At 64.2% G+C, this 14,128-nt stretch carries 11 protein-coding genes; 5 read left to right on the forward strand and 6 right to left on the reverse strand.

Translation table 11 applies throughout. The annotated features are described in order from the left end of the window. Positions 1-24 precede the first annotated feature (24 nt). Together atpA and BW975_RS12045 are read right to left on the reverse strand one after the other, a co-directional pair. Entirely contained in the window at positions 25-1,563 is a 1,539-nt protein-coding gene (atpA, locus tag BW975_RS12040) for a F0F1 ATP synthase subunit alpha (protein ID WP_076534329.1), read from the reverse strand. Beyond that, positions 1,564-2,124: a F0F1 ATP synthase subunit delta gene (locus BW975_RS12045; protein ID WP_244512601.1), complete on the reverse strand. Its 561-nt coding sequence runs from the start codon at positions 2,122-2,124 to the stop codon at positions 1,564-1,566. 528 nt (positions 2,125-2,652) lie between these two features. On the opposite strand from BW975_RS12045, the gene BW975_RS12050 reads away from it, so the two are divergent. Further along, entirely contained in the window at positions 2,653-4,266 is a 1,614-nt protein-coding gene (locus BW975_RS12050) for a calcium-binding protein (protein WP_076534333.1), read from the forward strand. 8 nt (positions 4,267-4,274) lie between these two features. Here BW975_RS12050 and BW975_RS12055 read toward each other — a convergent pair whose 3' ends face one another. Next, a complete protein-coding gene (locus tag BW975_RS12055) occupies positions 4,275-5,021 on the reverse strand; it encodes a methyltransferase domain-containing protein (RefSeq protein ID WP_076534336.1) in 747 nt (248 codons plus the stop codon). 125 nt (positions 5,022-5,146) lie between these two features. On the opposite strand from BW975_RS12055, the gene gloB reads away from it, so the two are divergent. From gloB to BW975_RS12070, 3 genes are all read left to right on the forward strand, one after another. Beyond that, positions 5,147-5,926 carry a hydroxyacylglutathione hydrolase gene (gene gloB, locus BW975_RS12060; RefSeq protein WP_076534339.1) on the forward strand — a complete coding sequence of 260 codons (780 nt, stop codon included), beginning with the start codon at positions 5,147-5,149 and terminating at the stop codon, positions 5,924-5,926. A gap of 160 nt (positions 5,927-6,086) precedes the next feature. Then, positions 6,087-8,411 carry an ATP-dependent Clp protease ATP-binding subunit ClpA gene (gene clpA / locus BW975_RS12065; RefSeq protein WP_076534341.1) on the forward strand — a complete coding sequence of 775 codons (2,325 nt, stop codon included), beginning with the start codon at positions 6,087-6,089 and terminating at the stop codon, positions 8,409-8,411. Next, a complete protein-coding gene (locus BW975_RS12070) occupies positions 8,408-9,370 on the forward strand; it encodes a M23 family metallopeptidase (protein ID WP_244512600.1) in 963 nt (320 codons plus the stop codon). Before clpA ends, BW975_RS12070 begins: the two co-directional genes overlap by 4 nt. A 3-nt stretch (positions 9,371-9,373) precedes the next feature. On the opposite strand, the gene BW975_RS12075 is transcribed toward BW975_RS12070, so the two are convergent. The 3 genes from BW975_RS12075 to BW975_RS12085 form a co-directional block, all read right to left on the reverse strand. Continuing rightward, complete coding sequence (locus tag BW975_RS12075) at positions 9,374-11,176, reverse strand: peptidoglycan -binding protein (RefSeq protein WP_076534343.1); 1,803 nt, start codon at positions 11,174-11,176, stop codon at positions 9,374-9,376. A gap of 3 nt (positions 11,177-11,179) precedes the next feature. Beyond that, complete coding sequence (locus BW975_RS12080; RefSeq protein ID WP_076534345.1) at positions 11,180-12,421, reverse strand: biopolymer transporter ExbB; 1,242 nt, start codon at positions 12,419-12,421, stop codon at positions 11,180-11,182. 67 nt (positions 12,422-12,488) lie between these two features. Beyond that, entirely contained in the window at positions 12,489-13,019 is a 531-nt protein-coding gene (locus BW975_RS12085) for a gamma-glutamylcyclotransferase (RefSeq protein ID WP_076534347.1), read from the reverse strand. 99 nt (positions 13,020-13,118) lie between these two features. On the opposite strand from BW975_RS12085, the gene BW975_RS12090 reads away from it, so the two are divergent. Further along, positions 13,119-14,126, forward strand: coding sequence for a DUF2125 domain-containing protein (locus BW975_RS12090; protein WP_170846607.1), 1,008 nt, complete (start codon positions 13,119-13,121; stop codon positions 14,124-14,126). Positions 14,127-14,128: the final 2 nt, after the last annotated feature.

Below are 14,128 nucleotides of genomic sequence, written 5' to 3' on the forward strand. Positions count from 1 at the left end.
GTCCAAGTCTGCATTCAAGATGGATCACGCAAAGTCGGCTGCGAACTCATCCAGCGCGGCTTTGATCTTGTCCTCGGCATCGCCTTTGATCTTGGGATCTTCTTTGGTGATCATCTCCAAGAGGTCGGAATGCTTGTTGCGCAGATGCTTCAGCAGACCGTCTTCAAAGCGCCCGACTTCCTTGACCGCGATCTTGTCCAGATAGCCCTTGGTGCCCGCATAGATGACGCAGACGATTTCCGCATTCGTCAGCGGCGAATACTGCGGCTGCTTCATCAGCTCCGTCAGGCGTGCGCCACGGTTCAGCAGCTGCTGGGTGGCGGCATCCAGGTCCGAGCCGAACTGAGCAAAGGCCGCCATTTCGCGGTACTGCGCCAGCTCCAGCTTGACCGGGCCCGCGACGGATTTCATCGCGTTGGTCTGCGCCGAAGAACCCACACGCGAAACCGACAGGCCGGTGTTCACGGCGGGGCGGATGCCCTGATAGAACAGCTCGGTCTCGAGGAAGATCTGACCGTCGGTGATCGAGATCACGTTGGTCGGAATAAAGGCCGACACGTCGCCACCTTGCGTTTCGATGATCGGCAGAGCCGTCAGCGAGCCCGACCCGTTATCCTCGTTCAGCTTGGCCGAACGCTCGAGCAGGCGGGAGTGGAGATAGAAAACGTCGCCGGGATAGGCTTCGCGGCCGGGCGGACGGCGCAGCAGCAGCGACATCTGACGGTAGGCCACGGCCTGCTTGGACAGGTCATCGTAGACGATCAGAGCATGGCGACCATTGTCGCGGAAATGCTCGGCCATGGCGGTTGCCGAATAAGGCGCGAGGAACTGCATCGGCGCGGGGTCCGAGGCGGTCGCGGCGACAACGATCGAATAGTCGATCGCGCCGGTCTCTTCCAGTTTCTTCACCAGCTGGGCCACGGTCGAACGCTTCTGACCGATGGCGACATAGACGCAATAGAGCTTCTTGCTCTCGTCGTCGCCGGCGGCGTCGTTGATCGACTTCTGGTTCAGCATCGTGTCCAGCGCGATGGCGGTCTTGCCGGTCTGACGGTCGCCGATGATCAGCTCGCGCTGGCCACGGCCAACGGGGATCATCGCGTCGACGGATTTGATGCCGGTCGCCATGGGCTCGTGCACCGATTTACGCGGCATGATGCCGGGCGCCTTGACGTCGGCGAGCGCACGCTCGGAGGTCTTGATCGGGCCCTTGCCGTCCAGAGGGTTGCCAAGGCCATCAACGACACGGCCCAGAAGCGCGTCACCGATCGGCACGTCCACGATGGACTTGGTGCGCTTGACGGTGTCGCCTTCCTTGATGTCGCGGTCCGAGCCGAAGATCACGACGCCGACATTGTCAGCCTCGAGGTTCAGCGCCATGCCCATGATCGATCCGGGGAATTCGACCAGTTCGCCGGCCTGGACGTTGTCCAGACCGTGAACGCGGGCGATACCGTCACCGACGGACAGAACCCGGCCCACCTCGGCGACTTCGGCGTCCTGGCCGAAATTCTTGATCTGGTCCTTCAGGATTGCAGAAATTTCTGCCGCTTGGATACCCATTTATCCGACCTCTTTCATTGAATTCTGGAGCGATGCAAGCTTGGAGCGGATCGACGTGTCGATCATCTTCGAGCCCACCTTGACGATAAGACCGCCGATGAGGCTTTCATCAACGGTCGCATTGATCTTGACGTCCTTGCCGACATTCGCCTTGAGCGTCTTGGCCAGCTTGTCCGACTGCGTCTTGGTCAGCGCCTTGGCGCTGGTCACGTCCGCCTGGACTTCGCCTTTGCTCTCGGCAATCATCGCGCGAAGTTGCGCAAGGACCTGCGGCAGCGCGAAAAGGCGGCGCTTTTGTGCCATGAGAGCAGCGCCGCGGCCGAGCGACGGGGTCACCTTGAGATGCTCGCAGATGGCGGTGATCGCCTGTTCCTGCTCGGCGCGACTGACAATGGGACTTGCAATCATGTCACGCAGATCGGCGCTGGCGTCCAGCGCCTCGGCCATCGCGTCGACGCTCGTTTCCAATTTACCCAGTCGTTTGCTGTCTTGTGCGATCTCGAAGATCGCGGTCGCATAGCGTTCGGCGATACCCGTAGAAATCGAAGCTGGTTCGGACACGTCCACCCTTTCGACAATTAGGCCCCTGCGACAGACGCAATCAGGCATCTGAGGGGGCGTTTGCGCGCACGAGGCACTCTTATCAATGTAATCCGGCGTGGGTCTAGCAGAGCATTCACGACTTGCCAAGTTGCCATGCACAATCCGCATTGCGGTCAAAACCGCGTAATTTCAATCCTCTAGGCGGCCTGCGGCTGTTTGGCCAAAAATTTTGACAGCGAAATGGCGTATTTATCACCCTCGAGGCCGAATCCGGCGCAGACCCCTGGGCAGCCTTGTTTGCGCTAACCCATGACGGACGGTCTGTGTATTCCGTCTTGGGCGCGGAGGGTGACTGACCACCGGCGGCATCGCACGCGCAGCACGATGCGCACTCAGGATGGGATATCGCGGCAGCGCGGAAACAATACGACGTCCCGCATGGTGATTGGCGTGCATCCTTCGCCAATCGCAAAAAACGCTTCCGACGCCTGTTCGGAAAACAATAAGGTCCCCGTGGGTAAAGAGTTTTGGGGGAAGCGGTAAGTCATGGAATTTTTGCTATTGGGCGCGCTTGCGCTGATCTTTGGCGCGACAGTCGTAAACAGCGATGACGACGACATGGCCCGCGCCGCGCCCGAGCCTGATGGTGAGGACGAGGACGCCGCGCCGTCCACCGACGAGACGGAGGATCGCAATTTGATCCTCGGCACCGACGGCGACGACACGTTGGCCGCAGGACAGAATGATCTGCTGCGCGCGGGGCGCGGCAACGACCTGCTGGGCGGAACTGACAATGCGATCATCAGCGCCGGCCCCGGCGATGACACGATCGCAGCCACGGATACGGTCACGGCCGATGGCGGCTTTGGCAATGACATCATCACAGCGGGCGGCGATGCCACCGTCACCGGCGGTGCAGGGGACGATCAACTGGCACTTGGGAACAATGCCAGAGGCAGTGGCGGCGATGGCAACGACACTCTTGCCGGCGCCAACTTCTCCACCGTCTTCGGCGAGGATGGCGAGGACGTGCTCAACCTGCGCGGCGCCGCCGTCGGCTTTGGCGGGCTGGGCGATGATCTGATTACCGCCGCGGGCCGCTCCGAGGCGAATGGTGGCGGCGGCAACGATGCCATCATCGCGGAGGGCAATGCCACCGCCCGCGGCGGCGCCGGAGACGACCAGATCATCGGGCAGGACAATGCCCGACTATTCGGCGGGCGCGGCGATGATGTCGTGGTCGGCTTTGGCGCCGCCAGCGTGGATGGCGGCACGGGCGACGACTTGATCGGATTTGAACTGCCGAACGAGACCTCCAGCACATCCCATGTGCTGACCGGCGGCGCAGGAACGGATGTGTTCGGTCTGTCCCTCTACCAGACGGACGCGGATCAAACCGCACAGATCGCCCCGATCACGATCACCGATTTCGATGCCGCCACCGAAATTCTGCTCTTGGAAACGCCGCCCCCTGCCTCGACAACGATCACGCTGAACGCGGATCAAAGCGAGACGGAGGTGCGGCTGACCTTTGACACTCTGCCAGACGTGACGATCACCTTGCAGAACGCCCCGGATTTCAGTGAAGAGAACCTGACGTTCGTGCCGCTGTCTTCGGATCCGACCATCGCCATGCAAACCATGGGAACGCCCGGCGATGACACGTTGGTGGGCGATCAGGGCGCAGACATCGCACCCGGCGCGGGCGACGACGATATCGCGCTCTACATGGCGCCCGGCGATGCGGACCCTGCCGCGCTCAGCACCGTTGATCTGACAGACCCGGATGACACCCTGACGCTTTACCTGGATGGGCGCGCCGACGGCACCTATCACCTGCGTGAAGTCACGACGCGCGAGACTGTGCAATCCGACTCGAACGCCGAAGTCATCGAGGCGCGCAGCACATTGGAGATCGCTTTCATACCCACGGCCAGCGGCGTCTCCGCGCCCAGCGATGCGCAGTTTCTGGGCACCGATCCCGTCGATGGGCTGGAGCGGTTGGCCGTGATCGATCTGGGCACCGAGACGCTGACCGAAAATCTCAACGTCACAGTCGATGATCCGGGCCGCTTTACCACCGCCGGCACCGTCAACGACATGCCCAGCGTCAAAGTCTTTGGCCCGCTCGCCAGCCAGGGCGCAATTCAGCGGGCCTAGAGCTGTTTTCAGACCTGGCCCGCGACCGGCTTGGGCTTGGGCGCCAACGCCTCAAGCGGTTTGCGGACGCTGGCGCGCAGGCCCGGCCCGCGCGGCGCCTGCACGCGCTTGGTCGCTTCCACCATCAAAACGCCGCCCGCGTTGATGATCGACAGGTTGCCGCCCAAACGCTCCCACATGCCGGCGGTCTTGCGCCAGAACCGCCGCGTGCTGGGCGGCTGGTAGAGCGTTGTCCTGTGGCGCTCGGGCAGGAAACTATGGGCTTTCAGCAGCGTCTCCAGCTGGGTTTGGCTATAAGGCCGCCCCGAGCCGAAGGGCGTGCGATCGCTGCGCGACCATAGACCCGCACGGTTCGGCACGACAAAAAGCGCCGATCCCCCCGGTCCCAGCACGCGCCAGCATTCATCCAGAAGGTCGGCGGGCCGCTCGCTTGCCTCCAGCCCGTGCATCACCAGCAGCTTGTCCACATGACCGGTCTCGATCGGCCAGATCGTTTCCTCGCACAGCACCGAGATATTCGGCATTTTTTGCGGCCAGGCGATTACACCCTGCGGTCCGGGCATCAGGGCGATCACCCTGCGCGCTTCGGAAAGATAGGGCCGCAGGAACGGCACCGCGAAGCCAAAGCCGACAACCGTCTGCCCCTTGGCTTCGGGCCAGACATCGGCAATCTGGGCGCGCACGGTTTTCTGCACAGCACGGCCCAGCGTGCTGCGGTAATAGAAATTCCGAAACTCCTGCACATCGAGATGCATTGCAGCCGCGCCCTTGATCCGTCACGGTCAAGACTAGCTTAAGATGTGGGGCGGGAAAACATCAAAGCCCCGCCCGTGCCTGCATATGGCAAGCGCCAGACGCTTTGACATGAAGGAGATCCCCCTTGCCGTCCGACACGCCCTTCGAAATCGCTGTGATCCCCTGCCTTTCAGACAATTACGCCTTCTTGGCCCATGATCCCGGAACGGGTGCGACACTCTGCGTTGACGTGCCCGAAGCTGCACCGATCAAAGCGGCCCTGGCGCAGCGCGGCTGGACGCTCAGCCATGTGCTGCTGACCCATCACCACGCGGACCACGTGCAGGGGTTGAAGGAGTTGTTGAGCGAACATCCGGCCCAGGTGATCGGCGCCCGCGCCGACGCGCATCGCCTCCCCCCGCTTGATACCGAGGTGGCCGAGGATGACGAGATCAGGATCGGCGCACAGTCAGGCCGTGTCATGGATGTCAGCGGGCATACCGTGGGCCATATCGCCGTGCATTTCCCGGCCAGCCGCGCCGTTTTCACCGCCGACAGCCTCATGGCACTGGGCTGCGGGCGCCTGTTCGAAGGCACGCCGGATCAGATGTGGACCTCCTTGAGCAAGCTGATGGCCCTACCGCCCGAAACGATCGTCTATTCGGGACACGAATACACCGCCGCCAACGCGAAATTCGCGCTGACCGTTGATCCGGACAATCCCGATCTTATATCTCGTTCCAAGCAGATCGAGACGGCCCGTGATCAGGGCCGCCCGACCATTCCCAGCACCATGGCCGAGGAATTGGCCACAAACCCCTTCCTGCGCGCCGCCGACCCGGCCATCCGGGCGCATCTGGGCATGCAGGACGCCACCGACGCCGCCGTCTTTGCCGAAATCCGCGCGCGCAAGGATGTCTTCTGAATTAAATCCAACAGAAACAGCACTGCGACGCATTATTGCGGAAATGTGACGGCGCTTTATGAAAAAAACCTTGAAGCGCGGCGTTTATCGACCAAACTTTAAGAGTATCAGGCCAAGGTTGCCGGCATACCGCCGCACCAGACAAGAAGGAGCACCCCAAGTGCCTTCATTCTCGACCACACTGGAACAGGCAATTCACGCCGCACTGGCGCTGGCCAACGCACGCCAGCACGAATTCGCCACGCTCGAACATTTGCTGCTCGCCCTCGTGGACGAGCCGGACGCCAATCGCGTGCTCAAGGCATGCAGCGTCGATTCCGAAGAGTTGCGGACCACCCTCGTCGAATTCATCGACGACGAGCTTTCGAACCTCGTCACCGACATCGAAGGCTCCGAGGCGGTCCCGACCGCCGCGTTCCAACGGGTGATCCAGCGCGCCGCGATCCATGTGCAATCCTCGGGTCGCACCGAAGTCACAGGCGCCAACGTCCTCGTCGCCATCTTTGCCGAGCGCGAGTCGAACGCCGCGTATTTCCTGCAAGAGCAGGACATGACGCGCTACGACGCGGTCAACTTCATTGCGCATGGCGTGGCCAAGGATCCCGCCTTCGGCGAGGCGCGCCCCGTTCAGGGCGCGGATGAGGATACCGAAGGCGCGACGCAAGACAGCAGCGCTGTCGAGCCGGGCGAGTCGGCCTTGGCCAAGTATTGCGTCGACCTCAACGAGAAATCCCGCACCGGCGATGTCGACCCACTGATCGGCCGCGCGGACGAGGTCGAGCGTTGCATCCAGGTGCTTTGCCGCCGCCGCAAGAACAACCCGATCCTCGTCGGCGATCCCGGCGTGGGCAAGACGGCCATCGCCGAGGGTCTCGCCTACAAGATCGTTCAGGGCCAGACGCCTGAAATCCTGTCGAAAACGACAATCTACTCGCTCGACATGGGGGCGCTGCTTGCGGGCACGCGCTACCGCGGTGACTTTGAGGAGCGGCTGAAGGCCGTGGTGACCGAGCTTGAAAATCACCCCGATGCGGTCCTCTTCATTGACGAGATCCACACCGTGATCGGTGCGGGCGCCACCTCGGGCGGTGCCATGGATGCGTCAAACCTGCTGAAACCTGCTCTTCAGGGCGGCAAGCTGCGCTGCATGGGCTCGACCACCTACAAGGAATTCCGCCAGCATTTCGAGAAGGACCGCGCCCTCGCGCGGCGATTCCAGAAGATTGACGTGGCGGAGCCTTCGGTCGAGGATGCGGTCAAGATCCTGAAGGGCCTCAAGCCCTATTTCGAAGAGCATCACAGCGTCAAATACACCAATGAGGCGATCAAGACCGCCGTCGATCTGGCGTCGCGCTATATCAATGACCGCAAGCTGCCCGACAAGGCGATCGACGTGATCGATGAGGCGGGCGCAGCGCAACATCTGGTCGCCGCCTCCAAACGCCGCAAAAGCATCGGCGTCAAGGAGATCGAGGCCGTCGTCGCCAAGATCGCGCGCATTCCGCCGAAAAACGTCTCGAAGGATGATGCGGCAGTGCTCAAGGATCTGGAGGTCTCGCTCAAGCGCGTGGTCTTTGGCCAGGACGCGGCCATCGAGGCGCTTTCCAGCGCGATCAAGCTGGCCCGTGCCGGCCTGCGCGAGCCCGAAAAGCCGATCGGCAACTATCTCTTCGCCGGTCCTACGGGGGTGGGTAAAACCGAGGTTGCCAAGCAACTGGCCGACACCTTGGGCGTCGAACTGATCCGCTTCGATATGTCGGAATACATGGAGAAACACGCGGTCAGCCGCCTCATTGGCGCGCCTCCGGGCTATGTCGGGTTCGATCAGGGTGGTCTGCTGACCGACGGGATCGACCAGCATCCGCATTGCGTGCTGCTGCTGGACGAAATCGAAAAAGCGCACCCGGATGTCTTCAATATCCTCTTGCAGGTGATGGATCACGGCACTTTGACGGACCATAACGGCCGGAAGGTCGATTTCCGCAACGTGGTGCTGATCATGACCTCGAATGCAGGCGCGTCCGAGCTGGCGAAATCGGCTATCGGCTTTGGCCGCGAGCGGCGCACGGGTGAGGATACGGCGGCGATCGAGCGCACCTTCACGCCCGAATTCCGCAACCGTCTGGATGCCACCATCTCCTTCGGCCCCCTGCCGAAAGAGGTGATCATGCAGGTGGTCGAGAAGTTCGTGCTGCAGCTTGAGGCGCAGCTGATGGACCGCAACGTCACGATCGAGCTTACAGCGCCCGCCGCCGAGTGGCTGGCCGACAAGGGCTATGACGACAAGATGGGCGCGCGTCCCTTGGGCCGCGTGATTCAGGAATACATCAAGAAGCCGCTCGCGGAGGAACTCCTTTTCGGCAAGCTGGCCAAGGGCGGTGTGGTCAAGGTCGGCGTGAAGGATGGCCAGATTGACCTGCAGATCAGCGGCCCCGACACGCCGCGCCTCAGCGGGGGCAAGCCGCCCCTGCTGACCGCGGAGTGAAGATACGCTACCGGTTTGCGGCGCTCGCCTTTCTGGCGGGCGCCGCATCCGCCGATGAGGCGCCCCGCCTCGGCCTGCCCGCCGATTGCACGCTGGGTCAGACCTGTTTCATTCAACAATATCCCGACGCTGATCCCGGCCCCGCCGCGCAGGATTTCATGTGCAAGGGCCTCAGTTACGACGGCCACAAAGGCACTGATTTCGGCCTGCCCTCGCTTGCCGCGATGGAGGCGGGCGTCACGGTCATCGCGGCGGCGCCCGGCATTGTGCGGGGTGTGCGTGACGAGATGGTCGACAGGCTATATTCCCCGCAAGACGACACGCTATCGGGCCGCGATTGCGGCAATGGCGCCGTGATCGACCATGGCGGAGGGTGGGAGACGCAGTATTGCCACCTTGCCATGGGCTCGCTGACGGTAGCGTCCGGTGATGTGATCGAGCGCGGCGCGCCGCTGGGCCGTATCGGCCTGTCGGGGCGCACGCAGTTTCCCCACGTGCATCTCAGCCTGCGCAAGGACGGTGTCCCAGTCGATCCCTTCCGCCCCCAAGGCGGCTGCGGCGGACCCGGCACCGAGAGCCTTTGGATCGACGCGCCTGCCTATCAGCCCGGCGGCCTTCTGAGCGCCGGCCTCTCGGTCACGGTGCCCGAATATGATGCGGTCAAGGCCGGCACCGCCGCCTTGGACGCGCTGGCGCAGGACGCACCCTCGCTGGTCGCTTGGGGCTACGGCTTTGGCGCGCGGGCGGGCGATGTCATGCGGCTGACCATTTTGGGGCCAGACGGCAAGACTGTGTTCGAGCACGAGACCCTGCTCAGCAAACCGCAAGCGCAATACTTCCGTGCCGCAGGCAAGCGCGCCCGCGCCTTGTGGCCGCCCGGCAGCTATGTGGCACGGGCCGAGCTGATCCGGGGTGGCACCCTTATCGACACCGCCGAAAGCCGTATCGAAACGCGCTAACAGCTATTTTTCCGTGAACTTCAACTCGATCCGGCGGTTCTGCGCGCGCGCCTCGGGGCTGCTGCCCTCGGCCACGGGCTGATACTGGCCAAAGCCGTTGGCCGCCAAACGGTCCGGCGGCAGACCGAGGAAGTCGATCATGTAGCGCACGACCGAGAGGGCGCGCGCCTGGCTCAGCTCCCAGTTATCTGCGAATTGGGCAGAGGCGATGATGGGCACGTCATCCGTGTGGCCATCGACACGGATCACCCAGTCAATCTCTTCGGGGATATCGCCGACGACATTACGCAGGATCTCGGCCACCTTGGCAATTTCGTTCTTGCCGGAATTCGACAGGGTCGCCTGCCCCGGCGCGAACAGCACCTCGGACGAGAAGACGAAGCGATCGCCCTCGATGCGCACGCCCTCCTGATTGCCCAGAACGTCGCGCAGACGCCCGAAGAAATCCGAGCGATATTTCTCGAGATCCTGCTTTTCCGCCTCCAGCAGACGGTTCTTTTCCTCCTCGGCCTCGCGGCGGCGCTTTTCTGCGGCGGCGACGCGGGCGAGCGCGGCGTTCAGATCCTGGCCCAGTGATTGCAGCTGCACATCGCTCGCGGCCTCGCGCGCCTTGGCATCGTCCAGAAGCGCCTGCAACTGGCCCAGCTGATCGCGCAGGGCGGCGACCTGCTGATTCAGCAGTTCCTGCTCGCGCTGCGCCGCCTCGGTTTGCGCCTCCTGCGCGGCCAGCCGGTCTCGCGCCTCGGACAAAAGCGCCGCGCGCTCCTCGGCGGCGGTCATCTGGGTCTCGGCCTCGTTCTCGGCAGCCAGTTTTGCGGCGAGCGCCGCGGTCAGTTGCTCCTGCACCTCCGCCTCGGACAGCGCGCGGTCCGCCTTGAGCGCCGCAAGCTCGGCCTCAAGCGCGGCAATCTCTTGCGAGGCCGCGTCCAGATCGGTGGCGAGGGTCTGCGCATCGGCAGTCTCGGCCTCGCGCGCGGCAAGCGCGGCGGCGAGGCGCGCCTCCAGATCCTCCTGCCCCTCCCGCGCTGCGGCCAGAAGGGTCAGCGTTTCCTCGGCCCGGCGGCGCTGCTCTTCGAGGGCGAGGGTCATGGCCGTCAGCTCGGCCTGCGAGCCTTCCAGCCGCTCGCGCAGCGCCTCGGCGGCAGCGGCCTGCGCCAGCCGCGCGGCCTCGGCATCGCTCAGCTCCGTCTCCGACTGCTCCAGAGCGGCGGCACTGCTGTCGGCCTCCGCGCGCAATTCCGCGGCCAATGCTTCCAGCGCATCGCGCTGCGCGGCGGCAAGGCGGGCGGCCTCGGCCTCGGCATCCACCTCGTCGCGCAGATCGGCCAGCGCCAGTTGCAGCGCCTCCTTGTCGGAGATCAGCGTGTCGCGGGCCGTCTCAAGGTCATCCACCTGGCCCAGCGCGCGGTCGCGCTCGGCCAGAAGGCCCGCCACCTGCTCTTCGAAACTGGCGATGCGGTCACGGGCCTCTTCGTTCGCTGCGGTCAGCGAGGCGATCTGCGCAGTCTGCGCCTCCTGCCGCTGGCGCGCGTTCTCCAGCGTGGTCGCCAGAACACCCACCCGCTCCTGAAGCGAGGCGTTGCGATCCTGCTCGAGGCCCAGCGCACGCGACAGTGCCGCGACCTCGGCCGAGAGGGTATCCAGCTGCGATTCCTGCCCCGTGATCGTCTCGCGCAGGGCGAATTGCACCACCATGAAGATGGTCAGCACGAACATCAGAACCAAAAGGAGGCCCGTCATCGCATCGACGAAACCCGGCCAGATCGAGGATTGGAAGCGTTGCCCGGTGCGGCGCGACAGGGCCATGGATCAGCCCTCCTGCTCCGGCTCGCCGCGTCCAGATGACGTGCTGGATGCGATGCCCGGCTGCGCGCGATAGCTGGCCCGGCGGGCCGTGCGCGCGCCGACAAGCGCGGATTTGAGACCGGCCAGATCCGTGCGAAGCTCGCTCATCGCCTCTTGGCGGCCCGCGCTGATTTCCTCCAGAATACGCAGCATCTGTACGTCGATCGAGCGCAGGCGCATCCGGCTCTCGGCATCGAGACCGGCCTCGGCGCCGCCTTCCTTTTGCGCACTCAGAAGGGCGATCAGCCGGTCCTGCCCCTCGGCCACGCGGCCCAGCGCGGCACTCGTCTCGCTGCCGCCCGCGCCATCGGCAAGGCGCGTCACGGCGGCGGCTAGGCCCGCCATCTGCTCATCCGAGGCGGCGCGCGCGATGTCCGATTGCGTCAGCATCTGTTGCAGGGATTCCATCTGCTCGCTCATCTGGTCGATGATGCCGGTCAGCAGCGCCTGCTCGGTGGTGCCATCATCGGCGCCCGCAAGGCCGACGCGGGTGATGGTCGACATCCACTCTTCCAGCTCGCGGTAGAAACGGTTCTGGCCGTGACCCGCGAACAGCTCCAGAAGGCCGACGATCAGCGATCCGGCAAGGCCCAGAAGGGATGAGGCAAAGGCCACGCCCATCCCGCCCAGCTGCGATTGCAGACCCGTCATCAGGCGGGTGAACACCTCGACGCCCCCTTCGCCCTCTTGCGGGGCAAGGCCGCGGATCGTCTCGACCAGCGCGGGAACGGTGGTAGCAAGGCCATAGAACGTACCGAGAAGGCCGAGGAATATCAAAAGGTTGACGATATAGCGCGTAATCTCGCGCGCCTCGTCGATGCGTTGCGCCACCATGTCCTGGATCGAGCGGGCCGACGATTGCGAGATCTGCATCCGCTTGCCGCGCTGACGCAAGAGCGTCGCGAGCGGCCCCAGAAGCAAAGGCGGCTTGGTCTGCTCGGATCCCGGCACTTCACGCGCGAAATTCTCGATCCAGCGGACTGAACCGATCAGCTGAAAAACCTGCCAAAAGCAGGCCACGACGCCGATCAAAAAGACGAAAAAGATGAAGCCGTTAAGATAGGGGTTGGCCTCGAACACCGGCAACACGCGCGGCAGGGCCATGAACGCGCCAAGCCCCGACAGGCCCAGCACCACGAACATGCTGACGATCTGACGCCACGGCTGAGAAAATTGCTGCTCGACCTCACGGTCCGGCTTGTCCATGCGGACGCTCCCGGCACTTGTTTTCATTGCGCTCACCCTACGCGGATCGCCCCGCCAAGCCAAGGCGTTATGCGCAGAGCGCCTCCACCCGCGCCGACAGCCATTCCAGATCGCTGTCACTGATCCCCAGCTGGGCCAGATGGGCCGCAGTATTGTAGAGATACTCGGTATTCGGCCCCCGACCGCCGACGGCGCGCGCGATGATGCGCGCCTGTTCCTCCAGCGGCAGACCGCCGCAATATTGCACATGGTGCGGGTCAATCACGTAGGTAACGGCGCGGGCAATGCGCCCGTCTGCCAGACGGATATCCAGATCCCGCTCGAGATAGGCCGATGAGATCAGCTCGCGTGCGCGCAGATATTCCAGCGTCTCGGCCTCCTTGCCGCCCCGCACGGCAAGCGCGACACCGTGGCACTCGGCGCCATGCGCCTCATCGAGGGCAAGGACAAGGCCCGGCTCGTCCTCGGTGCCGCGATGGTGAATGGATCGCATGCAGAAGCTGCGCGCATAGCCCGGCAGCGTGGCGATCATCTGGTAATCCACCTCAAAGCCCGGATTCCACACCAGCGATCCGTATCCGAACACCCACATCGTCATATTGCCGCCGCTCCTGTGGCTATCGCCCATGGCACCATGGGCATTGCTTTGAAACACTCTATAAACACCTTTGGAAAGAGGCGCAAAAGGGGTGCGATGATGCGGATTTTACTGGCGATCTGCCTGACCTTGGCAGCGGCCTGGGCGGGCTACTGGTTCATCGGCTCCAGCGCAATGAAGTCCGGCGTCGCCGCATGGTTCGACGCGCGCGAGGCGGACGGATGGGTGGCGGGCTATGACGAATTGACCGTACAGGGCTTTCCCAGCCGCTTCGACACCACACTTACCGCGCCGCGCCTGTCGGACCCGGTCACGGGGCTGGGTTGGGAGGCGCCGTTCCTTCAGCTGATGACGCTCAGCTATACGCCCAATCATGTGATCGGCATATGGCCCAACACGCAGCGGCTGAGCGGCTCGGAGGGCGCCTATACCCTGACCAGCACCGATATGCGCGCGTCCCTGCGCGTGGATGCCAGCACCGCACTGGCCCCGCGCCGCGCGACGCTGACCGCCGAGGGCGTGTCGATCCTGGCCGAGACCGCGCCGGAGGCCGAGGCACTGTCGATGGCTGCCCTGCGCCTCGCCGCCGAGCGGTTGGAGGGCGCCGAGGCGCGCTATCATCTGGGCCTTGCGGCGCAGGATTTGGCGCCGCCGGCCAGCGTTATGGCGATGCTGGACGGGGCCGGAGGCGACGCGCCGCCCCGCGTGATCGAAAGCTTGTTCATCGATGCCACCGCCGATTTCACCGCGCCTTTCGACCGCGCCGCATTGGAAGGCGCGCGCCCGCAGCCGGTGCGGATCGATTTGGCCCGCGCCTCGGCAAATTGGGGCGCCATGGCGCTGGAGCTGTCAGGCGCGCTGGATATCGACGCCTCGGGCATGCCCGAGGGGGATATGACCCTTACCGCGAACGGCTGGCGCGAGATGCTGCAAATTGCCCGCGCCTCGGGCGCGATCACGCCCGATATAGCCGCGACGGCTGAGCAGGCGCTGACCATGATGTCCGGCTCGGACGGTAGCCTGAACGTGCCGCTGCGCGCCGCGCAGGGCCGGATCTGGTTGGGGCCGCTGCCGATCGCCCCCGCGCCGGTGCTGCGCCTTCAATAGCC

The sequence above is a fragment of the Roseovarius nanhaiticus genome, from assembly GCF_900156535.1.
GTDB lineage: Bacteria > Pseudomonadota > Alphaproteobacteria > Rhodobacterales > Rhodobacteraceae > Roseovarius > Roseovarius nanhaiticus.